The following is a 23961-nucleotide window of genomic DNA, read 5'->3' as shown; positions in this document are numbered from 1 at the left end:
CTTGAAGGTTTTTTGATGCTTTTAGGCCGCACCGCCAACGGGCTCTACTGGATGAACCGCTATATCGAGCGGGCGGAAAACATGGCGCGGCTGGTCGATGCCGGGCTGCGCATGGCGCTGACCCGCACCCAGAATGCCTCCGAAGAGTGGAATTCGGTGCTGCTCAGCGCCGGCTCGGATGCTGCCTTCACGCAGAAATATTCCGACTATACCGCCGCCAACGTCGCCGATTTCCTGCTGCGCGACACATCGAACCCGTCGAGCACGATGGCGTCGATCGAGACGGCCCGCAACAATGCCCGCATGGTGCGCACTGCGCTGACGCGCGAAACCTGGGAAAGCATCAACGAAGCCTGGATGTCGCTTAAGCGGATGCTGGCCAGGCCGATCGACGAGCGCGACCTGCCCAGTGTGCTCGACGCGATCAAGCGCGAGACGGCCCTGATCCGCGGCTCGTTCTACGGCACCATGCTGCGCAATGAGATCTTCGATTTCTCGCAGCTCGGCACCTATGTCGAACGCGCCGACAACACGGCACGCATCCTGGATGTGAAATACTACGTGCTGTTGCCGTCGATCTCGTGGGTCGGCTCCACGCTCGACAATTACCAGTGGGAATCGATCCTGCGCTCGGTGTCGGCGCATCGCTCCTATCGCTGGGTCTACGAGGCCGACTACAAGCCGAGCAACATCGCCGACTATCTGATCCTCAACGTTCGCATGCCGCGCTCGCTGACCTTCTGCTATCGTTTCCTGACGGAGCATCTCAGATTCCTGGGCGACGATTATGGCGAGCGCCATGCCTGTCATGCGACAGCCGGCAAGACCCAGGCCATGCTGGCGGCCGGCTCGATCAAGGACATATTCGACGCCGGCCTGCATGAATTCCTGGCGAATTTCATCCGCGACAACATCAGGCTCGGCGACGAGATCGCGCAGGACTATCGATTCTATTGAGGAAGCCATGCGGCTGAAGATCACCCACCGGACCGAATACCGCTACGATGCGCCGGTGCATTATCTGCTGCAGCGGCTGCGGCTGCTTCCGGTCAGCGGATCGACGCAGACCGTCTTGTCCTGGTCGCTGAAGATCGAAGGGGCTCGCGAGGAAGTGCGCTTCAGCGACCATTTCGGCAACGACACGCGACTGTTGAGCGTCGAAGGCGAGCGCGATTTCATCACCGTCGAGGCATCAGGCGAGGTGGTGACACGCGACACATCGGGCGTCTCCGGGCCACACCAGGGCTTCGCGCCGCTCTGGCTGTTTGGCCATGAAACGCCGTTGACCACGATCGGCAGCGGCATTCGCGAACTCGCGGCGTCGGTCGGCGAGGGGACCGATATCGAAAGGTTGCACCGGCTGATGGCCGTGATCGGCGAGCGTGTCGCCTATACGCCAGGCACCACCAACGCGACGACCCCGGCCGAGGACGCGCTGGCGCTCAAGACCGGCGTCTGCCAGGACCACAGCCACATCTTTGCCGCCGCCGCGCGCGCCATGGGGTTTCCGGCCCGCTACGTCAGCGGCTATCTGATGATGGATGCTGCGGTCGAGCAGGCGGCAAGCCATGCCTGGGCCGAGGCGCATGTTGCGGGCCTGGGCTGGGTCGCGTTCGACGTCGCCAACGGCATTTCGCCCGACGAACGCTATGTAAAGGTGGCGACCGGCCGTGACTACCGCGACGCCACGCCCGTATCGGGAATTCGGCTGGGACAAGCGGAAGAACAGCTTGCGGTCACCGTCACGGTGGAGCAGTAATCCCCGGCAAGATTGCTGCCAAAGAGATTCGATGACCTATTGCGTCGGCTTGAAGATCGATCGCGGGCTCGTGTTCATGTCGGACACGCGCACCAATGCCGGCATGGATTCGATCTCGACCTTCAAGAAGATGCATGTCTGGGAGGAGCCAGGCGAGCGCGTCATCGTGCTGATGTCGGCCGGCAATCTGGCGACGACGCAGGCGGTCGTCAGCCTGCTCGACGAGCGCACCAAGGCAGTTGGTGATCGCCACGCGACACTGCTCGAAACGCCCTCCATGTACCAGACGGTGCGGATGGTCGGTGATACCGTCAAGGAAGTCATCGCCAGTTCGTCACCAACCGGCGACAGGGCGGATTCCTATTTCAATGCCTCCTTCATCCTCGGCGGCCAGATCAAGGGCAGCGCGCCGCGGCTGTTCATGATCTATCCGGAAGGCAATTTCATCGAATCGACCGACGACACGCCGTTTTTCCAGATCGGCGAGACCAAATACGGCAAGCCGATCATCATCCGCGCCTATGAAAAGACGATGAGTTTCGCCGAGACGGTGAAGCTACTGTTGGTCTCGTTCGACTCGACGCTGAAATCGAACCTGTCGGTCGGTCTGCCGCTCGACCTGCTATTCTACGAAAAGGACGCCTACAAGGTCAGCCTGAAGAAGCGGATAGCCCAGGACGATCAATACTACCGCACCATCTCAGACGGCTGGTCGAACGCGCTGAAGACTGCCTTTGCGAGCTTGCCTGATTTTCCCGAATAGACGGCCCGTCTTTCCGGAGGTGCGATGAACAACGACGATTTCCGGCAATGGTCGAGGCGCGCTGCGGATTGGGGCGCCGACTATCGCAACTCGCTGCGCGAAAGACCGGTGCGGCCGCTGGTCGAGCCGGGTGGCATTTTCAAGAGCGTAGAGACTTCGCCGCCTGAAGCGGCGGAGCCGATGGATGAGATCTTCGCCGACTTCGAGCAAAAGATCCTGCCGGGCATGACGCATTGGCAGCATCCGCGCTTCTTCGCCTATTTCCCGGCCAACGCCGCACCGGTTTCGGTGGTGGCCGAATATCTGGTCTCGGTGATGGCCGCGCAATGCATGCTCTGGCAGACCTCGCCGGCAGCGACCGAGCTCGAGACGCGCGTCGTCGACTGGATGCGTCAGGCGCTTGGTCTGCCGGAAGGGTTTTCCGGCGTCATGCAGGATTCGGCATCGTCGGCGACGCTCGCCGCCGTATTGACCATGCGCGAGCGCGCGCTCGACTGGCAGGGCAACGAGAAGGGCCTGCAAGGCCAGCCGACATTGCGCGTCTATTCTTCCGACCAGGTTCATACCTCCATCGACCGGGCGATCTGGGTATCGGGCATCGGCGAGGACAACCTCGTGCGCATTCCGGTTGCCGGCCGCTTTCGCGCCATGGATGTCGCAGCCCTGGAAGAGGCGATCGTCGCCGACCGGGAGGCGGGCATGCTGCCGGCCGGCATCATTGCCTGTGTGGGCGGCACCAGCACCGGCGGCACCGATGATATCGCCGGCGTCGCCGCGGTGGCAAAGCGGCAGGGGCTCTATGTGCATGTCGATGCCGCCTGGGCCGGTTCGGCGATGATATGTCCGGAATACCGGCATTTCTGGGCGGGCGTGGAGCACGCGGATTCTATCGTCTTCAACCCGCACAAATGGCTGGGTGCGCAATTCGACTGCTCGGTCCAGTTTATCCGCCGGCCGGAAGACCTGGTGCGGACGCTCGCCATCAAGCCGGATTACCTGAAGACGCACGGGCGCGACGGCATCATCAACTATTCCGAATGGTCGGTGCCGCTCGGGCGGCGCTTTCGCGCACTGAAACTATGGTTCCTGCTACGCGCCCACGGGCTGGAAAATCTCCGGAGCATGATCCGCAACCATGTCGCCTGGAGCGAAGGCCTTGCCGAGCGGCTGGCCGGGGAACCGGATTTCGAGATCGTCACGGAACCGATGCTGTCGTTGTTCTCGTTCCGGCATCTGGCTGCGGCGGGAATCGATTCGGACGAACACAATCTGCGGCTGGTCAACGCGATCAACAACGATGGCCGCATCTACCTGACCCAGACACGGGTGGGCGGACAGGTGGCGATCCGCTTTCAGGTTGGCCAGTTCGATACGACGGCGGCGGATGTCGACACCGCTTTCGAAGTCGTCACCGAAATCGCCCGCGGTCTGGGTTGAATTGAATTGGTCGGCAAAGTTGCGCCGAGGTTTGTCTTTGGACGCATGTGATTTCGTTAGCCGGCTTATGCCTTTTCATCGCTTTCGTTTTCCTCTATAGACAAGAAAAACGAAAACGGGAGCTTCCCCCAATGTACCTGTCGCCGCGTCATTCCGAAATCATCCAGATGGCCAAGGACCATGGCCGCGTGCTGGTCGACGATCTGGCAACGCATTTCAACGTGACGCCGCAGACCATCCGCAAGGATCTCAACGATCTCTGCGACCAGCGGCTGCTGTCGCGCATTCATGGCGGGGCGCTGTTCCCGTCCGGCATCGAAAACATGGAATATGAAGCGCGGCGCAAGATCGCCGCCGACGAGAAGGAGGCGATCGGTCGCGCCGCAGCCAGGCTGATCCCGGACAATGCCTCGCTGTTCATCAATATCGGCACGACGACGGAGTCGGTCAGCAAGGCGCTTCTTGATCACAGCGGCCTGATGGTCATCACCAATAACATCAATGTTGCCAACAGGATGCGTATATATCCTTCGATCGAGGTGGTGATCGCCGGCGGCGTCGTGCGTGGTTCCGACGGCGGCGTGGTCGGCGAGGCGGCGGTCGATTTCATCAGGCAGTTCAAGGTCGACTACGCGGTGATCGGCGCCTCGGCGATCGACCATGACGGTGCGCTGCTCGATTTCGATTTTCGTGAAGTGAAGGTGGCGCAGGCGATCATCGCCAATGCAAGGCATGTCATACTCGTCTCCGACCAGACCAAATTCGAGCGGACGGCGCCGGTCCGGATCGGCCACCTGTCGCAGGTCAACACCTTCATCACCGATCGCTGCGACATCCCGTCGGTGCGCAAAATCTGCCAGGAGGCAGAGGTTCAACTGATCGAAACGTCGCTCTCCTAAGGGTGCCGTTGCGGCAATTGTCGCCGTTTATATTTCGTTTGACATTCGTTCTCATTTCGAAATAATCCCGTCACGGTTTCGTAAAAACCTAAAAATGCTGCAATGCGAAATCCGGGAGGACTTTTGTGGACGCACCCCCGATCCATGACATTTTCGTCATCGGTGGCGGTATCAACGGCTGCGGCATTGCCCGCGATGCGGTTGGGCGCGGCTTTTCGGTCTTCCTTGCCGAAATGAACGATCTGGCCAGCGGAACCTCCTCCGGCTCGACCAAACTGATCCATGGCGGCTTGCGCTACCTCGAGTTCTACGAGTTCCGCCTGGTGCGCGAGGCGCTGATGGAGCGCGAGATTCTGTGGAGGAACGCGCCGCACATCATCTGGCCGATGCGCTTCGTGCTGCCCTATGCCAAGGGTCTGCGCCCGGCCTGGCTGATCAGGCTCGGCCTTTTCCTTTACGACCACATTGGCGGACGCAAGTTGCTGCCGGCGACCAAGACGCTGGACATGGCAAGGGACCCGGCCGGCAAGCCGCTGAAGCCGTTGTTTCGAAAGGCCTTCGAGTATTCCGACGGCTGGGTCAACGATGCGCGGCTGGTGGCGTTGAACGCCCGCGACGCCGCCGACCGCGGCGCAACGATCCGAACCCGCACGAAAGTCGTCGGCGCACGCCGTGAAGGCGCGCTTTGGACGGTCAGGCTGGAAAATGCGCAGACCGGGGACACCGAGGAGGTCAAGGCGCGGCTTTTAGTCAACGCCGCCGGCCCATGGGTCGACCATGTGCTGTCCGCCACGGTCGGCTTGAACGACGTGCACAATGTCCGGCTGGTACAGGGCAGTCATATCGTCATCGGCAAGAAGTTCGACGATCCGCGCGCCTATTTCTTTCAGAACAAGGACGGCCGCATTATTTTCGCGATTCCCTACGAGGAAGAGTTCACGCTGATCGGCACCACCGACCAGGACTATCCTGGCGACCCGCATGACGTGAAGATCAGCGACGCAGAGATCGATTACCTCTGTGCTGCGGCGAGCGAATATTTCGCGAAACCGGTCAAGCGTTCGGACATCGTCTGGACTTATTCCGCCGTGCGCCCGCTTTATGACGACGGCGCCTCCAAGGCGCAGGAAGCGACCCGCGACTATGTGCTGAAGGCCGACGGCGGCGAGGGCACGGCACCGATCGTCAACACTTTTGGCGGCAAGATCACCACTTATCGCCGACTGTCGGAATCGATGCTCGAGAAAATCGAGGGTTTTCTCGGCAAGCGCGGCAAGCCGTGGACGGCAAACGCGCCGCTTCCGGGCGGCGATTTCCCGGCGAGCGGCTTCGATGCCGAAGTGGCGAAACTGAAAACGGCCTATCCGTTCCTCGACGCGCGCCTGGCGCGCCGCCTGACCCGGCTTTACGGGACTCGCGCAAGGATGCTGCTGGGCCTCGCGAGATCGAATGCCGACCTTGGCCGGAACTTCGGCGCCGATCTCTACGAGGCCGAGGTGCGGTACCTCGTTCAAAATGAATGGGCGATGACGGCCGAAGATGTATTGTGGCGCAGGACCAAGCGCGGCCTGCATCTGGGCCGCGAGCAGGCGGCAGCGCTCGACGAATTCATGCGCGGGATAAGCCGGCGCCATGTCGCGGCTGCCGAATAGTGGGGTCTGACTGATGCAGAAAGCCTGGGAGGAGGCATCATGCTGGAACTGAGAAACGTGACGAAGACGGTCGGCGCGACGGAGCATATACGCGACGTGTCCCTGACGCTTCAGCACGGCTCGCTCAACGTCCTTCTCGGACCGACGCTCTCCGGCAAGACCAGCCTGATGCGGCTGATGGCCGGCCTTGATGTTCCGACATCCGGTTCGGTCTGGTTCGACGGCAAGGATGTCACCGGTATCCCGGTGCAGAAGCGCAACGTCGCCATGGTCTACCAGCAGTTCATCAACTATCCGGCGATGACCGTTTACGAGAACATCGCCTCGCCGCTGAGGGTGGCCGGGACCGAGCGGGCAAAGATCGACAAGGAGGTGCGCAATGCTGCAGCCCTGCTCAAGCTGACGCCCTTTCTCGACCGCACGCCGCTCAGCCTCTCGGGCGGCCAGCAGCAGCGCACCGCGCTGGCGCGCGCCATCGTCAAGAACGCCAGCCTCGTGCTGCTCGACGAGCCGCTCGCCAATCTCGATTACAAGCTGCGCGAGGAGCTGCGTGCGGAATTGCCGAAAATCTTCGCGGCGAGCGGCACCATCTTCGTCTACGCCACGACGGAGCCGCACGAAGCTTTGCTGCTCGGCGGCAACACGGCGACGCTTTCCGAAGGCCGCATCACTCAGTTCGGCCCCACGATCGACGTCTTTCGCAGGCCGAACGACCTCGTCACGGCCAAGACTTTCGCGGATCCGCCGCTCAACACGATTGTGCTGAAGAAGAGCGGCTCGAGCTTCCTTCTTGATGGTGGGGTGAACCTCCCGGTGCCGGCTGAGCTCGCCGGTATTGCCGATACGAGTTACACGATCGGCTTCCAGCCCCACCATCTCTCTCTTACTCGGCCGAGCGCGTCAGCGGTTCCGGTGAGAGCCAAGGTCTCGGTCACCGAGATCACCGGTTCGGAGAGCTTTGTGCATCTCGACTTCGCCGATGTCCGCTGGGTGATGCTGGAGCACGGCATCCTGGTGTTTGAGCCGGACCAGACCATCGAGGTGTTCATCGATCCGCGGCACATCATGGTTTTCGACGCGAACGGCCGCTCGGCCGCGCCGCCACAGATGCTGGCGGCTTGAGGGAGGAGGGCACATGGCGCGCATCGACTGCAACCACATCCGCCACGCCTACGGGCCGCATCCGAAGTCGGACAAGGACTATGCGCTGAAGGAGGTGCATCACGCTTTCGAGGATGGCGGCGCCTATGCGCTGCTGGGGCCGTCGGGCTGCGGCAAGACCACGCTGCTCAACATCATTTCCGGGCTGTTGTACCCGTCGCATGGCGAGCTTCTGTTCGACGGCAAGGATGTGACCAATCTGTCGACGCAGGAGCGCAACATCGCGCAGGTGTTCCAGTTCCCGGTCATCTACGACACCATGACCGTCTACGACAATCTGGCCTTCCCGCTGCGCAACCGCGGCGTTCCGGAACCCGACGTCGATCGCAAGGTGCGCGAGACGCTGGAAATGACGGGATTGGCCGACATGGCCCGGAGAAAGGCGAGGGGGCTGACTGCCGACCAGAAACAGAAGATCTCGCTCGGGCGCGGGCTGGTGCGTTCCGATGTCAACGCGATCCTGTTCGACGAGCCGCTGACCGTCATCGACCCGCATATGAAGTGGGTGCTGCGCTCGCAGCTGAAGCAGCTGCACAGGCGCTTTGGTTTCACCATGGTGTATGTCACGCACGACCAGACCGAGGCGCTCACCTTCGCCGAGAACGTCGTCGTCATGTATGAGGGCGAGATCGTGCAGATCGGCTCTCCGGCCGAATTGTTCGAGCGCCCCAAGCATACATTCGTCGGCTATTTCATCGGCTCGCCGGGCATGAACGTCATGCCGGTCGCGGTCGAAGGCAGGAGCGCGCGGCTCGGCAGCCAGACGATCGAATTGCCGGGCGCGCCCAAGGCTGGAACCACAGGCGTGATCGAACTCGGCATCCGCCCCGAATATGTCAGGCTTGGCGCTACCGGCATGCCGGTTTCAATCCGGAAGGTCGAGGATATCGGCCGCCACAAGGTGGTGCGCGCCAGTTTCGAAGGCCGCGACATCGCGGCGATCGTCGGCGAGGATGAGGACATTCCCGCCGATCCGAAGATCGCTTTCGATCCGGCCGGCATCAACATCTATGCCGATTCCTGGCGCGTCGAGATGGGAGGCTGAGCATGGAAAGGACCTGGAACAACAAGGCCTGGTTCATGGTGCTGCCGGTGCTCTTGCTGGTGGCTTTCTCGGCGATCATCCCGCTGATGACGGTCGTGAATTATTCGGTGCAGGACACTTTCGGCAACAACGTCTTCTTCTGGGCGGGGTCGGAATGGTTCGAGGAAATCCTGCATTCCGACCGTTTTTGGGAAGCGATGGCCCGCAACCTGGCCTTCTCGGCCATCATCCTGATCATCGAGATTCCGCTCGGCATCTTCATTGCGCTCAACATGCCGAAGAAGGGCTGGGGCGTTCCGGTTTGCCTGGTGCTGATGGCGCTGCCGCTGCTCATCCCGTGGAACGTCGTCGGCACGATCTGGCAGGTGTTCGGCCGCGTCGACATCGGCCTGCTCGGATATTCGCTGCGGGCGCTCGGCTTCAACTACAACTATGTCAACGACCCGTTCGACGCCTGGATCACAGTCATCGTCATGGATGTCTGGCATTGGACGAGCCTCGTCGTCCTGCTCTGCTACGCAGGGCTGGTCTCGATCCCCGACGCCTATTACCAGGCGGCGAAGATCGACGGGGCGTCGCGCTGGGCGATCTTCCGCTACATCCAGCTGCCGAAGATGAACCGTGTGCTGCTGATCGCGGTCCTGCTGCGCTTCATGGACAGTTTCATGATCTACACCGAACCGTTCGTCGTCACCGGCGGCGGGCCCGGCAACACCACCACTTTCCTGTCGATCGATCTGGTGAAGCTGGCCATCGGCGAGTTCAACCTCGGTGAGGCGGCGGCCATGTCGATCGTCTATTTCCTGATTGTCATGCTCCTGTCCTGGGTGTTCTACACCGTCATGACAGCCTACGATGCGGAGCAGTGAGATGGCGCGCCTCGAGGAAACCACGGCCAACGAACGAACGCTCATGCGGCAAACCCCCGCCACAGCGGAAGCGCAGACGGCGAACGCCGCGCTGGCCCGCAAGATGCGGCGGCGGGGCGAGGAGTCGCGGTTCTGGTGGCTGGTGCCGACGATCTACATCATCTTCCTGATGCTGCCGATCTACTGGCTGGTCAACATGAGCTTCAAGACCAACCAGGAGATCCTCGGCGCCTTCTCGCTTTGGCCGAGAAACCCGACGCTTGCCAATTATGCGGTCATTTTCAATGATCCGTCCTGGTACAGGGGCTACATCAACTCGATCATCTATGTGGTTATGAACACGGTGATTTCCGTCGCCGTGGCGCTTCCGGCGGCCTATGCCTTCTCGCGCTACCGCTTCCTCGGCGACAAGCACCTGTTCTTCTGGCTGCTCACCAACCGCATGGCGCCGCCGGCGGTGTTCGCGCTGCCGTTCTTCCAGCTCTATTCGGCTTTCGGCCTGATCGACACCCACATCGCCGTGGCGCTGGCGCATTGCCTGTTCAACGTGCCGCTGGCGGTCTGGATCCTCGAAGGCTTCATGTCGGGCGTGCCGAAGGAAATCGATGAGACCGCCTATATCGACGGCTATTCCTTCCCGCGCTTCTTCCTCAGGATATTCATGCCGCTGATCGCGAGCGGCGTTGGCGTCGCGGCCTTCTTCTGCTTCATGTTCTCGTGGGTGGAACTGCTGATCGCGCGGACGCTGACCACGACCGCCGCAAAACCGATTGCCGCGATCATGACGCGCACGGTTTCGGCCTCGGGCCTCGACTGGGGCGTGCTGGCCGCAGCCGGCGTGCTCACCATCATACCGGGCGCGCTCGTCATCTGGTTCGTGCGAAATTATATCGCGAAGGGCTTTGCCCTGGGGAGGGTGTGATTATGAGCTTCTCCTGGATGGCCTGGACCTGGCCGACCGCCGCCTTCTTTGGCACCATCTTCCTGCTGCTCTGCGGCATGGCGGTCTGGGAATATGCCTCGCCGGGCGGCAATCCGCGCATCGGCGTCTTGCGCTTCGAGACGACGCGCGGCGACCGTCTCTTCCTATCGCTGCTTGGCAGCGCCTTTATCCATCTCGCTTGGCTGGGTCTTGTCGGACCCAACCTGTGGTGGGCTCTCGCTCTCTCCGTGGTCTACGCCATCGGCGTGTTCCGCTACGTATAGAGGGGGAAACTGTTGGGGCGGCCGCGTGCCGGCGGCCGCTTCGATCGCACTTGAAACTGAAACAGTGGAGGAAACACATGAGACGGCAATTTTTGACATCAACGACTGCGCTTGTCCTGCTCTGGGGAGCAGGCCAGGCCTACGCCGGGATGGATGAAGCCAAGACCTTCCTCGATACCGAAATCAAGGACTTGTCGACGCTCGATCGCGGCGCCCAGGAAGCCGAGATGCAATGGTTCATCGATGCCGCGAAGCCTTTCGCGGGCATGGATATCAAGGTCGTCTCCGAACCGATTGCAACTCACGACTACGAAGCGAAGGTACTGGCCCCGGCCTTCACGGCCATCACCGGCATCAAGATCACACATGACGAGATCGGCGAGGGTGATGTCATTGAAAAGCTGCAGACCCAGATGCAGTCAGGTGAGAACATCTACGACGCCTACGTCAACGACTCCGACCTGATCGGCACCCACTGGCGCTACCAGCAGGTGCGCAGCCTGACCAAGTGGATGGCGAATGAGGGCAAGGATGTCACCAACCCCAACCTCGACCTCGCCGACTTCATCGGCACCAAGTTCACGACCGCTCCGGACGGCGACCTCTACCAGCTGCCCGACCAGCAGTTCGCAAACCTCTACTGGTTCCGCTACGACTGGTTCAACGACGAGAAGAACAAGGCGGACTTCAAGGCGAAGTACGGCTACGACCTCGGCGTGCCGGTCAATTGGTCTGCCTATGAGGACATCGCCGAATTCTTCACCGGCCGCGAGATCGACGGCAAGAAGGTCTACGGCCATATGGACTACGGCAAGAAGGATCCGTCGCTCGGCTGGCGCTTCACCGACGCATGGCTGTCGATGGCCGGCAATGGCGACAAGGGCCTGCCAAACGGTCTTCCGGTCGACGAATGGGGCATCAAGGTCAACGAGAAGTCGCAGCCTGTCGGCTCGTGCGTCGCGCGCGGCGGCGACACCAACGGCCCGGCTGCCGTGTATTCGATCCAGAAGTACCTGGATTGGCTGAAGGCCTATGCGCCGCCGGAAGCCCAGGGCATGACGTTCGGCGAATCCGGCCCCGTCCCGTCGCAGGGCACGGTCGCGCAGCAGATGTTCACCTACACTGCCTTCACCGCCTCCTTCGTCAAGGACGGGCTGCCGGTCGTGAACGCGGACGGTACGCCGAAATGGCGCTTCGCTCCGTCGCCGCATGGCGTGTACTGGAAGGAAGGCATGAAGCTCGGCTACCAGGATGTGGGTTCCTGGACGCTCCTCAAGTCGACGCCTGACGACCGCGCCAAGGCAGCCTGGCTCTACGCGCAGTTCGTCACCTCGAAGACAGTCGACGTTAAGAAAGCCCATGTCGGCCTGACGCTGATCCGCGAGAGCACGATCCAGCACAAGAGCTTCACGGACCGCGCCCCGAAGCTCGGCGGCCTGATCGAGTTCTACCGCTCGCCGGCCCGCGTCCAGTGGTCGCCGACGGGTACGAACGTCCCTGACTATCCGAAGCTGGCACAGCTTTGGTGGCAGGCGATCGGCGACGCCTCGTCGGGTGCCAAAACTCCGCAGGAGGCGATGGACTCGCTCTGCGCCGAGCAGGAAGAGGTGCTTGAGCGCCTCGAGCGCGCCGGCGTGCAGGGCGACATCGGACCGAAGCTCGCCGAGGAAAAGACCCTCGAAGAGTGGAACGCCGATGCCGTCGCCAAGGGCAATCTCGCGCCGCAGCTGAAGATCGAGCCGGAGAAGGACAAGGCGCAGACCATCAACTACGACGAGCTGGTCAAGAGCTGGAGCAATTAAGCATCGATCCGGGCGTTCGCGCCCGCATCGCAACAATCGGGGGAGGCGGCATCTTGCCGTCTCCCCTGTTTGCGCCGAGGGAGTAGGCCAAGGGAATGGGAATGAGCAGCTTTATCCTTGCAATCGACCAGGGAACGACATCGAGCCGGGCGATCCTGTTCGACCGTGAGATGAAGGTGGTGGGCAGCGGGCAGAAAGAATTCACCCAGCATTATCCGGCTTCCGGCTGGGTCGAGCACGATCCCGAGGAAATCTGGTCGAGCGTCGTTGCTACGGTGAAGGCTGCGCTGAAGAGCGCCGGCCGCGATGCGTCGGATGTCGCGGCAATCGGCATCACCAATCAGCGCGAGACCGTCGTCATCTGGGACAGGGCGACCGGCAAGCCGATCCACAACGCGATTGTCTGGCAGGACCGCCGCACCGCACCTCTGTGCCAGAAATTGAAGAAGCAGGGGCTGGAGAAGAAATTCACCAGAAAGACTGGCCTGCTGCTCGATCCCTATTTCTCCGGCACCAAGATCGCCTGGATGCTGGACAAGGTGAAGGGCGCCAGAAAACGCGCCGAGAAGGGCGAATTGCTGGCCGGAACCATCGACAGCTTTCTGATCTGGCGGCTGACCGCCGGCAAGGTTCACGCCACCGATGCCACCAATGCCTCGCGCACGCTGGTCTACAACATCGAAAAGAATGCCTGGGACGACGAGCTTTTGGCCATTCTCGGCATACCGGGAAAAATGCTGCCGCAGGTGAAGGATTGCGCCGACGACTATGGAATCACAGAGAAAAGCCTGTTCGGCGCGGAGATAAAAATCCTCGGCGTGGCTGGCGACCAACATGCGGCGGCCATCGGCCAGGCCTGTTTCGAGCCGGGCATGATGAAATCCACTTATGGCACCGGCTGCTTCGCGCTGCTCAACACCGGCAGCGACCTGGTGCGCTCGAAAAACCGGTTGTTGACGACCATTGCCTACAGGCTGAACGGCAAGACCACTTATGCGCTGGAAGGGTCGATCTTCATCGCCGGTGCGGCCGTGCAGTGGCTGCGCGACGGCATCAAGATGATCGGCAAGGCCGAGCAGAGCGGCGTGTTGGCCGCGAGCGCCGATCCTACGCAGAACGTGTATCTGGTACCTGCTTTTGTCGGGCTTGGCGCGCCGCATTGGGATGCCGACGCACGCGGCGCCATTTTCGGGCTGACCCGCAATTCAGGCCCGGCGGAATTTGCCCGTGCCGCACTGGAATCCGTTGCGTTCCAGACCCGCGACCTGCTCGACGCGATGCGCAAGGACTGGAAGGGCGCGTCAGCGAAGACCGTTCTCAGGGTCGATGGCGGCATGGTGGCGTCCGACTGGACGATGCAGCGGCTGGCCGACATCCTCGATGCGCCGGTAGACCGCCCGACGATCCTGGAGACGACCGCGCTCGGCGCGGCATGGCTGGCCGGCTCGAAGGCGGGCGTCTGGCCGAAGGCGAAGGAATTCGCCAAGAGCTGGGCGCTTGAGCGGCGGTTCAAGCCGGAGATGGAGGCATCGACCCGTGCCGCCAAGCTCGCCGGCTGGAAGGATGCCATTCGTAGAACGTTGAGTGTGCGTTAGTTCGCGGGCGGAATGAAAAGCCCGCGCCGTTTCCCGGCGCAGGCTCTTCAACAACCCTTACTCAACTCTGCCCGGGCTTTATCAATAGGGCGAATAGCACTGCTGACGCGGGCCGTTGTAAGGCTGGAACGTATTGTCATATGCTCGGTAGGATCTGTAGCGGTTATAGCACCACTCTGTGTGGGAATCGCCCCGATAGACGCGGCGGTTCTGGTTGTTGATGATCGCGCCGGTGATCAGCGCGCCAGTGGCGAAGGCAGCCAGCGGGAACCAGTAGTCGCCGTGGCGGCGATAGCCGCGACGGTAACTACGATAGCCGCGATGGCCGCGCCAATACCTGCCGTCGTCACGCGCGAAACTACGACGAAAATCGCGGCGGGAAAAATCGCGATCGCGGTTGAAACTACGCCTCCACCGCCTGTGGTCGACAGTCTGGACATCCGACGAAACGTTCTGACCAAGCGGCACGTAGGTGGGCTGGGCGTTGACGGGCACGATCTCCGCTACAGCGAATGACGCTGACAACGCGGTCGCCAGCAGGCCCGACATGATCCTGTTCATGATCTTCTCCTTGAAAGCGTCGTCCCTTGTAGCGACAAAAACGGGCAGGCTGCGCAATTGTTCCCGCGAAAATGGCAAGGCGCTGATTTGTAATGCGTCTCAGCTTTCTGCGGGACAGCCAGTCCGGCCTTGCCGAGGCGGTTTGCGAGGCGTCACGAGACCGCGAAAACTCCGGCTTGCGCAGCCTCTTTTTCCGGTTGACCGGTCGAGACACTCTCCCTATGTTCCGCGCAATTTCGAGGGCGGCATTCTGAGCCCGCGGGAGCGCGTAGCTCAGCCGGTAGAGCAACTGACTTTTAATCAGTAGGTCCAGGGTTCGAATCCCTGCGCGCTCACCATTGTTCACAGATCAGCGCAGGATCGCGTCGAGCTTGCAGTAAGGTCTCGGGCGCATAGGCCAGATGCCTAATTAGGTTCCCGCCAGGGTACGAATTCGGCTGCTTTCAGATGCTAGGCGCTGCACAACCGGCTGCACATTTTCCTTGTAGGTGATGCATTTGTCATAAACCTTGTTTGCCACTCGCTCTTGCCCAATTCGCTCCCATTCTGGCGTCCAAGGCGTACGCCAGTCAAAATGCTGGGAGATCAGAAGCTCCCTGTCGAAACACTGCGGATCCCGGTCTAGTATTTGGCGTGCTTCATCTGCTAACGGCGTATAGGCTTTGACCGCAGCCATCTTTCTGGCGCGAGCAACTGGGTCCAATTGAACTTCCACTTCAACGGCTCCCGCCACGTCGGGGACCGCCGCTGAGCAAAGTTGCTTGCGTCCTCCATTCGTCGTTTTCATGAGCGTGTTGAGGACACTGCCAAAGGCATATGCCAGATCGTGCATCGGATTGTAGCCGTCGACCGCATCCGAAACGATCTGAACGCCCTGCGCACCTGCCAGATCGATGCTGATTCTCGTCAGCACATCGACAAAGAAATCGCTGTTCCCAGCCAACAGCGCATCGTACCAAACGGTGTCCGGAATATCGCCAAAGACCGCACCAGGCGTCGCGCCAGCGGCTTCCACCACGTCGCGTGAGTATTGGGTTCGCGCGGCATGGCGTCCGCCTGAACCATCGGTCAAAAGGTAAATCCGCGGCTTCTTGAGCTCGAGCCAGTGGTGAATTCTAAGCTCGTGCCCTGGATGCGCGAGGATCAGCACATGTTGCAATTTCTCAGGCACGGGAACGGCTCCAATTTAAGTTTCGGCATGTAGCCGCGTTCGCGATTATAGCCGAACTTACCTCACGTCAAAAAAGTCGCAGCAAAGGTCGACATGGGTAGCAGCACCGTGTCATTTGCAGAAACTTGTTTGGTCAGCGGCTTCAAACTAAGAACGCTGCCTAGCACCTGTTATCCTCGTCGCCAATTGCAGACATTGCGGAACAGGCAAGGAGGCAGCCATTGCGGATTCTCATTACCAACCTGTCAGTGTCGCAAAACAGCGGCTCTGAATCCGTTGTTGAATTGCTGGCCGACGGACTTCGCAGCGCGGGCCATCAAACGATGCTGCTGGCTCCAACACTTGGCGATATGGCCGACAGAATGCGGAGGCGCGGTCATCATATAGTGGACCGAATTGCGGAGATCGTCGAAAAACCTGACGTGATTCACGCCCAGCACCTGACGCCGTGCCTGACCGCGCTGGCGAGGTTTCCAGATGTGCCAGCCGTATTTTCCTGCCACAGCGCTTTCTTCGAGGTTGAAGCCCCAATGCTTCATCCTCAGATACGCCACTGGATCGCGGTCGACGAAGCATGCAAGGCAAAATGCTTGTCGCGGGGCGTGCCGGCAGACAAATTAGACCTCATCTTCAACGCGGTTGACCTTCAACGTTTCAAGCAGCGCCTGCCGCTACCATCGAGGCCGGCGAGGGGTCTGCTGCTGACCAAGAATTTCGAACACCAGCAGGCGGTGCGTGAAGCCTGCGCGAAAAGCGACATTCGACTGGATGAGTTGGGGCCTGCCACAGGCCGGTATTCACATCAACTCGAAAAAGACTTGCTCGAATACGATATCGTCTTTGCAACAGCCCGCATGGCCATCGAAGCTGCAGCCGTGGGATGTTCTGTTGTGGTCTGCGACGCACGCGGTTTCGCCGGCTTGCTCAACACCGGAAACATGGAGGCGTGGCGGCGAATGAACCTTGGCGTAGGCCTTCTGGCGAAGCCGATTACGGTCGAAAATCTGATCGAGGCGATCTCGAAGTTCGATGCTGGCGACGCCGCAGAGGTTTCCGCTTACTTTCGCAAGGTGGCGGGCGCTGCATACTTCATCGAAGAGCATCTTCGTATCTACAATCTGGCTATGCAGACGAATGCGGGCACGACCGCCGACGAACGATCACTCGCCACTGCATCCTGGATCGAAGAAATCGGCGTTTCACATCCGCTTCGCAGATGGTTCCACATCGTCAAAGAGATGCATGGCTGGCCAGATTCGCCTGAGCAGGCCGTGCAGCTCGCCCTGCTGAGATCAAATACAAAAGCCCTGGAGAACCTGGAGAACAATGTCACGTCGTTGATGGACCTTGGCGAACAGGTCAATTCGATCAAACTTGACACGGCCCAAATTCATCTGGTCTCCGACGCGTCCTCTTCTCTCATTGGTGCGGCCGAAAGCAATCAGACCATGTTGCTTCGAATTGACCACGAGCTGACACTCCTTTCGGATTTTGCAAGCGAGCTAAAACGGCTATACAACGGCTTGGTCCCTCTGTTCGTCCGAAAGATGACTCTCAAAGCGCGTCGGCGAGTTTGAAGATGTCTAACGGCGCTCGCGGCTACTCAATTTGTACCTCACCAAGATCTGGCAGCAATTTTCTGTGCCAGAATCTAAGCAGCACCGGCATGCTTGGGCACCCGCTCGAATATTTCAATTGGAGGGGTCGTCGATACTTCGACGATCCAAACTTCCCTGAAGATGTCGTTGGGCAGGTTAAGAAAATTCTGACCATGGGCGCCACTCCCAACCGTATCTATGGTCTGAAAATATTCGCTCACCAGTATGATTGGATTTCAAGAGAAATAGACTGGTGCGACGCCCTTCCGAGTCTTCGGTTTATCTATCTTTCAAGGCGAGACCTTCTTGGTCAGGCGATATCCTGGGCGAAAGCGCTCCAGACCGGTCAGTACCGATCGACCCAACCGGCGGGTCAAACGGCCGCTTTCGATGCCGAATTGATTCAGAGGCAACTTGATGCGCTGGTCCGGGAAAGGGCGCGTTGGGAGATGTTCTTTGCCCGAACGGGGGTTGACCCTCTAAGGCTCGAATACGAGTTGATAGTGGAGAACCCAATGGACGCAGTCCGCCAAGTCGCCGATATGATGGGCGTGAAGCTGCAACGCAGTCCGGATTCCAGCAAGGTCGCGATCCAGAAACAGCGAGATTCAATTAGTCTCGAATGGGCCGATCGTTTCAGGATTGAGCGCGGCAACCCAAATATCCTGGACATTGTATAGACCCCTGCATGCGGCCTCGCGGTCGGCTATGCGATCACCATCGCAGGTGTAACCGAACGAAGATCATCATGGCACTTGAAGGCAACGCCGCCTTTGTGGACACCGCCTGTGATGTGACCGTGGCAGGGGGCGCGGTGGTCCACGCCGCGCATGTCTTCAAGAACATGCCGCCCCTAGCAGCCTAACCGGGCGCCGCCTGTGCCATTCGCGAGTCTCGACGCTGTAGGAACTCGCTGATTGATCGCTCAACTACGAGATGGAAAGTAATCCCGGCTCCAGTCGCCACAGCGATCGCGCAAATGAGCGCGATCGACGGAGGAAGTTCTGGGTACACCTTTGAGAGCAGCTTGTTGGCTCCGACGAGCGTTGGATAGTGAACCAGGTACAAGGAGTAGGACGCCGCGCCCAACAGCAGCAATGGCTTTGGCCATGAAGTTGGCGATTTCAGATCCATGCTACAAAGACCGACAATGATCACCATGCTGGAGACGGCGTAGCACAAATGGCGGGCGACCTCGCCGAGATGCTGTTCGGCAACGGCACAAGCAGCAAAGAGGCACACTCCAGCCGCCGCGATAGCGACGCCAGGGCGAAGGTTTAAGCCCCTCGATAGGAACGCGGCCGCCATACCCATGGCGAAATGAGCAGGATATGGCGCGAAAATGAAGGAGTTCGCGTCGGGAAAGGCCATGGCGCACAACAGCCAGCCAGCCATTAAAACGATCCCCGTTATCGGCGCGAATATCAAGATGCCGAACAGGATGTAGAAAAGCATCTCGTAGCAAAGTGTCCACGCGACGCCGAGTATCTGCCCGTCTGGATTGGGAAATAACAAGATCGCGCGGAGCACAGACGGTAACTCCAATTCGCGGCCATTTCCCGCTTCCGGCATCACAGCAAAAATCGCAATCACACAGGCCAGAGCCACCCAATAGGTCGGATAGATTCTGCGCGAACGCTTCATCGCATAGCTTGCGAGTCTGGGCTTGTTCCCGATGTCGCGGCTGTGCACCCACCAAATGATGAACCCTGACAGGACGAAAAAGAAGTCGACCCCTGCCTTGCCAAAGAGCAGCGCGCCATTAGTGATAGGCGCGCCGAAATATTTGGTGACGGCGAGTTCCGAATGCAGCAGAACAACCAAGAGCGCCGCGGCTCCGCGTCCCACCTGAATGCTGTCAAGTCGCATTTTCTTGAGCCCCCCGATGCCCTTTTGGGGGCACGATAAGCGCTGGCAGCGCCAGACAGTCAAACCGCAATTTCCGCACCCTGCCCAATTGACGATTGTGCCCGACGTCTATCCTGCCGGCAACCATAGGAGGTTTTCGGCATGGCAAAGGGCAAGGCACAGGATCTGTTTCGTTCGAAGGCGGCGACCGGGATTTGCAGGTAAAGATTGATCTGCCGCGACAAACGCGACCGGCAGTAGCCGGATGGGGCCAGCATCGGGGCAGGTTCCCACAAAAAAAGTGCGGCGAGTCATCCGGAAAACCTCGATCACACCAGCGAGACATTGCCGCCGGCGTGGCGCTCCAGCCGGCCGGCAAGGTCGAGTTCCAGCAGCACCATGAAAACCTGGGCGGGATGCAGGCCGGTGTGGCGGATGATCTCGTCGATCGCCACCGGCGTCGGGCCGAGGGCTTCGATGACGCGGGCGCGGTCGTCCTCGCCGGGCGGTGGCGTTGCCGAAAAGTCGGGCGGCTCCCCAAGCGGCGCCGTCCTTGGTGCCGGTGCGCCGACCAGCGGCGCGATCGCACTGGTAACGTCCGATGCCTCGGTGACCAGGGTGGCGCCGTCCTTGAGCAGAGCGTTGGTGCCGGCGGCGCGCGGATCGAGCGGCGAGCCGGGGACGGCGAAGACCAGCCGGCCCATCTCGCCGGCAAGCCGGGCGCTGATCAGCGAGCCGGAGCGTTGCGCCGCCTCGACCACGACCAGCCCCAATGCTGCGCCGGCGACAAGGCGGTTGCGGCGCGGAAAATCTTGGGCACGCGGCTGCCAGCCGAACGGCATTTCCGAAATGATGGCGCCGCCGCGCGCGGCAATCTCCTCACACAAGCCGGCATTCTCGGGCGGGTAGGGCAGGTCGAGGCCGCCGGCAAGCACACCGATCGTGCCGGTCGCAAGGCTGCCCTGATGTGCTGCCGTGTCGATGCCGCGCGCCAGGCCGGAGACGATGCCGTAGCCGTCGCGGCCGAGTTCGGCGGCGAGCGTCCGCGCCATCTTGATGCCGGCCAGCGAGGCGTTGCGGGCGCCGACGATGGCGATTGCCGGCAGCCGGAACACCGCGCCTTCGCCCTTGACCGCGAGCAGCGGCGGCGGATGGTCCATGCTTTTCATCAGCGGCGGGTAGTCGGCCTCGCCGATGCCGACGAAGCGGGCGCCGGCCCGCCGTGCTGTCTCCAGTTCCGCCTCGGCCTCGGCAATCGGAGGGATGCGGACGATCTTTCTGGCGCCGCCCGAAATCATCAGCTCGGGTAGCATCTCAAGCGCCGTCTCGGCCGAGCCGAAGCGGTTGATCAGGTCGCGAAACGTGGCTGGGCCGACATTCGGCGTGCGGATCAAACGAAGCCAGCTCAACCGCTGCCGGTCGCTGAGCCGCGGCCCGGCGGCGCGCTGGTTCATCCCTTGGTCCCGATCTTGCCCTCGGTGCCGGCCAGCAGCCGGGCAATGTTGGCCCGGTGTTTTATGATGACGATCAGGCTCATCAGCGCGAACAGCCCGGCAATCTGCGGCGTGCTGACGACATAGAGCGCGATCGGCACGACGACTGCTGCCGTCAGCGCCGCCAGCGAGGAGAAACGGAACAGGAAGGCAACGGCCAGCCAGACGACGGCGAAGATCAGCGCCACTTGCCAAGCAAGACCGATCAGCACGCCGAGATAGGTGGCGACACCCTTGCCGCCCTTGAAGCCGAGCCAGACCGGAAAGAGATGACCGAGGAAGGCGCCGAGGCCGGCCCAAGGGCCGAGCTCCGGCGCATAGCGACCGGCGATCAGCACGGCCGCCGTGCCTTTCAGCGCGTCGAGCAGCAGCGTGGCGGCGGCCAGGCCCTTATTGCCGGTGCGCAGCACATTGGTAGCGCCGATATTACCGGAGCCGATGTTGCGGACGTCACCAAGGCCGGCGGCGCGGGTGATCAGAAGCCCAAACGGGATCGAGCCGAGCAGATAGCCGAACACCAGCGCCAAGACGATGTCGTAAGCCATTGTTCCCCCGAACTCCAACTGCCGGCTTTAGGGAGTGTTGAGATTCAGGTCAGGCCGAGCCGAGAATGGTGGTTTCCGAGAACCGGAACGCAGCGTACTTTTGGGTACGTGAGTACCGGAAGCACAGGAAACCACCGTTCGCAGGCCGGCATCACCTGAATATCGACACTTCCTAGGCTGAAAACACTGTGCGGCCCGCCACCATCGTTTGCAAGACCTTGCCCTGCAGCCGCGCGCCTTCGAAACAGGTGTTTTTCGAGCGCGAACGGATGCCGCTTTCGCTGACGATCCACGGTTCGTCGAGATCGACCAGCGCAAGATCTGCGACCGCGCCAGGTTTCAGCGTACCGCCGGGCAGGCCGAACAATCTTGCCGGTGCGGTGGACAACGTCTCGACCAATCTGAGCAGCGTCACGTCGCCATTGTGATAGAGCCGCAGCGCCGCGCCTAGCAGCGTCTCCAGCCCGATGGCGCCGGCTGCGGCATCGGCGAAGGGCAGGCGCTTGGTGTCGACGTCCTGCGGGTCATGCGAGGAGACGATTAGATCGATCGTGCCATCCTTGACCGCCTCGATCATCGCCAGCCGGTCTTCCTCGGCGCGCAGCGGCGGCGTCAGCCGGAAGAAGGTGCGGTATTCGCCGACATCGTTCTCGTTGAGCGACAGGTTGTGGATTGAGACGCCTGATGTGACATTCGCGCCGTCGGCTTTCGCCCGCGTTACCGCGTTTGCCGCCATCGCCGTCGAAATCTTGGCCGCGTGATAGGCGCCGCCGGTCAGCCGCGCCAACGCCAGATCGCGCTCCAGCGGAATGGACTCGGCCTCGCGCGGGATGCCGGCAAGGCCGAGCCAGCTGGCATAGAGGCCTTCATTCATGACGCCGGACGAAGCGAGGTCGGCGTCTTGGGTTTCATGGGCGATCACGCCGCCGAAATCGCGCGCGTAAGTCAGCGCGCGGCGCATCACCAGCGCGCTTGATATGGTGTGCCGTCCGTCGGTGAAGGCGACCGCGCCGGCCTCGCGCAGCAGGCCGAATTCAGTCATCTCGCGGCCTTCGAGGCCCTTGGTGATCGCCGCCGCCGGAAAGATGTTGACGATCGCCGTATCCTTGGCGGTGCGCAGCACGAATTCGACCAGCGCGACATTGTCGATCACCGGGTCGGTGTCGGGCATCATGACGATGGAAGTGACGCCGCCGGCTGCCGCCGCCACGCTGGCCGAGGCGATGGTTTCGCGGTGTTCGCCGCCGGGCTCGCCGATGAAGACGCGCGCATCGATCAGGCCGGGGATAACAGCCTTGCCGGCGCAGTCGATGACGGCAGCATCCTGCGGAGCGGCCTGGTTCAAGGCCGCCTTGCCGGCAGCGACGATCTTGCGGCCCTCGACAATGACCGTGCCGACCTCATCGATGCCGCGCGACGGATCGACGATGCGAGCCCGGCTGAAGACCGTCGTGCTCATCATGCAACCTCGCGATTGCGGCGAGGATCGAGCAGCGCTTCCATCACCGCCATGCGCACGGCAACGCCCATTTCCACCTGTTCCTGGATGACGCTCTGCGGACCGTCAGCGATTTCCGAGGCGATCTCGACGCCGCGGTTCATCGGGCCGGGATGCATGACCAGAGCGCCGTCCTTGGCCGCCTTCAGCTTCTCGGCATCGAGGCCGAAATAGCGGAAATATTCCCGCACCGAAGGCACGAAGGCGCCTTCCATCCGCTCGCGCTGCAGGCGCAGCATCATCACCACATCCGCATCCTTGAGCCCTTCGGCCATCGAACGGGTGACGATCACGCCCATTTTCTCGATGCCGGCGGGCAGAAGCGTCGACGGTGCCACGACGCGGACCTGGGCACCGAGCGCGTTGAGCAGCATGATGTTGGAGCGCGCCACGCGCGAATGCAGGATGTCGCCGCAGATCGCCACGATCAGCTTCGACAGCGGACCCCTGGCGCGGCGGATGGTCAGCGCGTCGAGCAGCGCCTGCGTCGGATGCTCATGGGCGCCGTCGCCGGCATTGATCACCGAGCAGCCGACTTTCTGCGCCAGCAGCGCCGCAGCACCGGCCGACTGGTGGCGGATGATCAATATGTCGGGGCGCATGGCATTCAGCGTCATCGCCGTGTCGATCAACGTCTCGCCCTTCTTCACCGAAGAACTGGCCACCGACATGTTCATGACGTCGGCGCCGAGCCGTTTTCCCGCCAGCTCGAACGACGATTGCGTGCGGGTCGACGCTTCGTAGAAAAGGTTGATCTGGGTGCGGCCGCGCAGCGTCGAGGTCTTCTTCTCCGATTGCCGCGAGATCGCGACCGCTCGGTCCGCCCGGTCCAGCAAAAGCTCGATGTCGGCGGGGGAAAGATCGCGGATGCCCAGAAGATGGCGGTGGGGATAGAGCGGCAGGGACGAAGCGTCAGTCATCTCAAGGCGCTGCTATAGGGTGGAGGACCTTTGGCTGCAAGCACCAGCTTTGGATTGGGGCCTTTCTCCCCGGTATTTTCGTCGCGCGCGTTGCGCGGCTTGGGCTATATCTAGCTGATGGCTTCGGATTCGTGGCCTT

The 23961-nt window shown here is 61.4% G+C and carries 22 protein-coding genes and 1 tRNA gene; 16 read left to right on the top strand and 7 right to left on the bottom strand.

Annotated elements, in window-relative coordinates; all coding sequences use genetic code 11:
- The first annotated feature begins 15 nt into the window (after window positions 1-15).
- The 13 genes from RPG13_RS21695 to glpK all read left to right on the top strand — a co-directional run bounded on the left by RPG13_RS21695 (window position 16) and on the right by glpK (window position 14188).
- On the top strand, window positions 16-957 hold the full coding sequence (locus RPG13_RS21695; protein ID WP_095485293.1) for an alpha-E domain-containing protein: 942 nt from the start codon (window positions 16-18) through the stop codon (window positions 955-957).
- Window positions 958-964: 7 nt separating this feature from the next.
- Window positions 965-1759 (top strand): transglutaminase family protein, encoded by a 795-nt coding sequence (locus RPG13_RS21690; protein ID WP_095485292.1) that lies wholly within the window; start codon window positions 965-967, stop codon window positions 1757-1759.
- 31 nt (window positions 1760-1790) lie between these two features.
- On the top strand, window positions 1791-2522 hold the full coding sequence (locus RPG13_RS21685) for a peptidase (RefSeq protein WP_095485291.1): 732 nt from the start codon (window positions 1791-1793) through the stop codon (window positions 2520-2522).
- 24 nt (window positions 2523-2546) lie between these two features.
- Window positions 2547-3959: a pyridoxal phosphate-dependent decarboxylase family protein gene (locus RPG13_RS21680; RefSeq protein ID WP_337125972.1), complete on the top strand. Its 1413-nt coding sequence runs from the start codon at window positions 2547-2549 to the stop codon at window positions 3957-3959.
- A gap of 131 nt (window positions 3960-4090) precedes the next feature.
- Window positions 4091-4858, top strand: a complete 768-nt coding sequence (locus RPG13_RS21675; protein ID WP_095485289.1) for a DeoR/GlpR family DNA-binding transcription regulator — start codon at window positions 4091-4093, stop codon at window positions 4856-4858.
- A gap of 125 nt (window positions 4859-4983) precedes the next feature.
- Window positions 4984-6510 carry a glycerol-3-phosphate dehydrogenase gene (gene glpD, locus RPG13_RS21670; protein ID WP_127205648.1) on the top strand — a complete coding sequence of 509 codons (1527 nt, stop codon included), beginning with the start codon at window positions 4984-4986 and terminating at the stop codon, window positions 6508-6510.
- 39 nt (window positions 6511-6549) lie between these two features.
- Entirely contained in the window at window positions 6550-7632 is a 1083-nt protein-coding gene (locus RPG13_RS21665; RefSeq protein ID WP_127205647.1) for an ABC transporter ATP-binding protein, read from the top strand.
- 13 nt (window positions 7633-7645) lie between these two features.
- Window positions 7646-8716 (top strand): ABC transporter ATP-binding protein, encoded by a 1071-nt coding sequence (locus RPG13_RS21660; protein WP_292621639.1) that lies wholly within the window; start codon window positions 7646-7648, stop codon window positions 8714-8716.
- Window positions 8717-8718: 2 nt separating this feature from the next.
- A complete protein-coding gene (locus tag RPG13_RS21655; RefSeq protein WP_292217981.1) occupies window positions 8719-9585 on the top strand; it encodes a carbohydrate ABC transporter permease in 867 nt (288 codons plus the stop codon).
- 43 nt (window positions 9586-9628) lie between these two features.
- Entirely contained in the window at window positions 9629-10507 is an 879-nt protein-coding gene (locus RPG13_RS21650) for a carbohydrate ABC transporter permease (protein ID WP_442921392.1), read from the top strand.
- Between the two features lie 2 nt (window positions 10508-10509).
- Window positions 10510-10791 carry a DUF2160 domain-containing protein gene (locus tag RPG13_RS21645; RefSeq protein WP_023801186.1) on the top strand — a complete coding sequence of 94 codons (282 nt, stop codon included), beginning with the start codon at window positions 10510-10512 and terminating at the stop codon, window positions 10789-10791.
- A gap of 77 nt (window positions 10792-10868) precedes the next feature.
- Window positions 10869-12593, top strand: coding sequence for an ABC transporter substrate-binding protein (locus tag RPG13_RS21640; RefSeq protein ID WP_292217973.1), 1725 nt, complete (start codon window positions 10869-10871; stop codon window positions 12591-12593).
- A gap of 101 nt (window positions 12594-12694) precedes the next feature.
- Complete coding sequence (gene glpK, locus RPG13_RS21635; protein WP_337125971.1) at window positions 12695-14188, top strand: glycerol kinase GlpK; 1494 nt, start codon at window positions 12695-12697, stop codon at window positions 14186-14188.
- Window positions 14189-14269: 81 nt separating this feature from the next.
- Here glpK and RPG13_RS21630 read toward each other — a convergent pair whose 3' ends face one another.
- Window positions 14270-14749, bottom strand: a complete 480-nt coding sequence (locus RPG13_RS21630; RefSeq protein WP_337125970.1) for a BA14K family protein — start codon at window positions 14747-14749, stop codon at window positions 14270-14272.
- 262 nt (window positions 14750-15011) lie between these two features.
- Here RPG13_RS21630 and RPG13_RS21625 point away from each other — a divergent pair.
- Window positions 15012-15087: transfer RNA gene (locus RPG13_RS21625), tRNA-Lys, on the top strand.
- A 71-nt stretch (window positions 15088-15158) separates the two neighbouring features.
- Here RPG13_RS21625 and RPG13_RS21620 read toward each other — a convergent pair.
- On the bottom strand, window positions 15159-15920 hold the full coding sequence (locus RPG13_RS21620; RefSeq protein ID WP_337125969.1) for a hypothetical protein: 762 nt from the start codon (window positions 15918-15920) through the stop codon (window positions 15159-15161).
- Window positions 15921-16141: 221 nt separating this feature from the next.
- Between RPG13_RS21620 and RPG13_RS21615 the strand changes: the two genes are divergently transcribed.
- Both RPG13_RS21615 and RPG13_RS21610 read left to right on the top strand, forming a co-directional pair.
- Entirely contained in the window at window positions 16142-17497 is a 1356-nt protein-coding gene (locus RPG13_RS21615; protein ID WP_337125968.1) for a glycosyltransferase, read from the top strand.
- A 2-nt stretch (window positions 17498-17499) separates the two neighbouring features.
- On the top strand, window positions 17500-18198 hold the full coding sequence (locus RPG13_RS21610; RefSeq protein ID WP_337125967.1) for a Stf0 family sulfotransferase: 699 nt from the start codon (window positions 17500-17502) through the stop codon (window positions 18196-18198).
- 181 nt (window positions 18199-18379) lie between these two features.
- Here the strand turns inward: RPG13_RS21610 and RPG13_RS21605 are convergent, their stop codons facing one another.
- The 5 genes from RPG13_RS21605 to RPG13_RS21585 form a co-directional block, all read right to left on the bottom strand.
- Window positions 18380-19387, bottom strand: a complete 1008-nt coding sequence (locus RPG13_RS21605) for an acyltransferase family protein (RefSeq protein WP_337125966.1) — start codon at window positions 19385-19387, stop codon at window positions 18380-18382.
- A gap of 308 nt (window positions 19388-19695) precedes the next feature.
- Entirely contained in the window at window positions 19696-20820 is a 1125-nt protein-coding gene (gene dprA, locus RPG13_RS21600; protein WP_337125965.1) for a DNA-processing protein DprA, read from the bottom strand.
- Entirely contained in the window at window positions 20817-21404 is a 588-nt protein-coding gene (gene plsY, locus RPG13_RS21595; protein ID WP_292217963.1) for a glycerol-3-phosphate 1-O-acyltransferase PlsY, read from the bottom strand. Before plsY ends, dprA begins: the two co-directional genes overlap by 4 nt.
- A 172-nt stretch (window positions 21405-21576) precedes the next feature.
- Window positions 21577-22863: a dihydroorotase gene (locus RPG13_RS21590; protein ID WP_337125964.1), complete on the bottom strand. Its 1287-nt coding sequence runs from the start codon at window positions 22861-22863 to the stop codon at window positions 21577-21579.
- A complete protein-coding gene (locus tag RPG13_RS21585; protein ID WP_095485279.1) occupies window positions 22863-23822 on the bottom strand; it encodes an aspartate carbamoyltransferase catalytic subunit in 960 nt (319 codons plus the stop codon). Before RPG13_RS21585 ends, RPG13_RS21590 begins: the two co-directional genes overlap by 1 nt.
- Between the last annotated feature and the right edge of the window lie 139 nt (window positions 23823-23961).

Source organism: Mesorhizobium sp. ISC15 (assembly GCF_037162615.1).
GTDB lineage: Bacteria > Pseudomonadota > Alphaproteobacteria > Rhizobiales > Rhizobiaceae > Mesorhizobium > Mesorhizobium mediterraneum.
The sequence above is the reverse complement of the archived record's forward strand: the minus strand, read 5'-3'. Positions and strand labels throughout refer to the sequence as shown.

Bases quoted from the DNA above. Each gene is read 5' to 3' on its own strand.
- RPG13_RS21695 (WP_095485293.1), top strand. From the start codon at position 16: ATGCTTTTAGGCCGCACCGCCAACGGGCTCTACTGGATGAACCGCTAT.
- RPG13_RS21690 (WP_095485292.1), top strand. From the start codon at position 965: ATGCGGCTGAAGATCACCCACCGGACCGAATACCGCTACGATGCGCCG.
- RPG13_RS21685 (WP_095485291.1), top strand. From the start codon at position 1,791: ATGACCTATTGCGTCGGCTTGAAGATCGATCGCGGGCTCGTGTTCATG.
- RPG13_RS21680 (WP_337125972.1), top strand. From the start codon at position 2,547: ATGAACAACGACGATTTCCGGCAATGGTCGAGGCGCGCTGCGGATTGG.
- RPG13_RS21675 (WP_095485289.1), top strand. From the start codon at position 4,091: ATGTACCTGTCGCCGCGTCATTCCGAAATCATCCAGATGGCCAAGGAC.
- RPG13_RS21665 (WP_127205647.1), top strand. From the start codon at position 6,550: ATGCTGGAACTGAGAAACGTGACGAAGACGGTCGGCGCGACGGAGCAT.
- RPG13_RS21660 (WP_292621639.1), top strand. From the start codon at position 7,646: ATGGCGCGCATCGACTGCAACCACATCCGCCACGCCTACGGGCCGCAT.
- RPG13_RS21655 (WP_292217981.1), top strand. From the start codon at position 8,719: ATGGAAAGGACCTGGAACAACAAGGCCTGGTTCATGGTGCTGCCGGTG.
- RPG13_RS21650 (WP_442921392.1), top strand. From the start codon at position 9,629: ATGCGGCAAACCCCCGCCACAGCGGAAGCGCAGACGGCGAACGCCGCG.
- RPG13_RS21645 (WP_023801186.1), top strand. From the start codon at position 10,510: ATGAGCTTCTCCTGGATGGCCTGGACCTGGCCGACCGCCGCCTTCTTT.
- RPG13_RS21640 (WP_292217973.1), top strand. From the start codon at position 10,869: ATGAGACGGCAATTTTTGACATCAACGACTGCGCTTGTCCTGCTCTGG.
- glpK (WP_337125971.1), top strand. From the start codon at position 12,695: ATGAGCAGCTTTATCCTTGCAATCGACCAGGGAACGACATCGAGCCGG.
- RPG13_RS21630 (WP_337125970.1), bottom strand. From the start codon at position 14,749: ATGAACAGGATCATGTCGGGCCTGCTGGCGACCGCGTTGTCAGCGTCA.
- RPG13_RS21610 (WP_337125967.1), top strand. From the start codon at position 17,500: ATGTCTAACGGCGCTCGCGGCTACTCAATTTGTACCTCACCAAGATCT.
- RPG13_RS21605 (WP_337125966.1), bottom strand. From the start codon at position 19,387: ATGCGACTTGACAGCATTCAGGTGGGACGCGGAGCCGCGGCGCTCTTG.
- dprA (WP_337125965.1), bottom strand. From the start codon at position 20,820: ATGAACCAGCGCGCCGCCGGGCCGCGGCTCAGCGACCGGCAGCGGTTG.
- plsY (WP_292217963.1), bottom strand. From the start codon at position 21,404: ATGGCTTACGACATCGTCTTGGCGCTGGTGTTCGGCTATCTGCTCGGC.
- RPG13_RS21590 (WP_337125964.1), bottom strand. From the start codon at position 22,863: ATGAGCACGACGGTCTTCAGCCGGGCTCGCATCGTCGATCCGTCGCGC.
- RPG13_RS21585 (WP_095485279.1), bottom strand. From the start codon at position 23,822: ATGACTGACGCTTCGTCCCTGCCGCTCTATCCCCACCGCCATCTTCTG.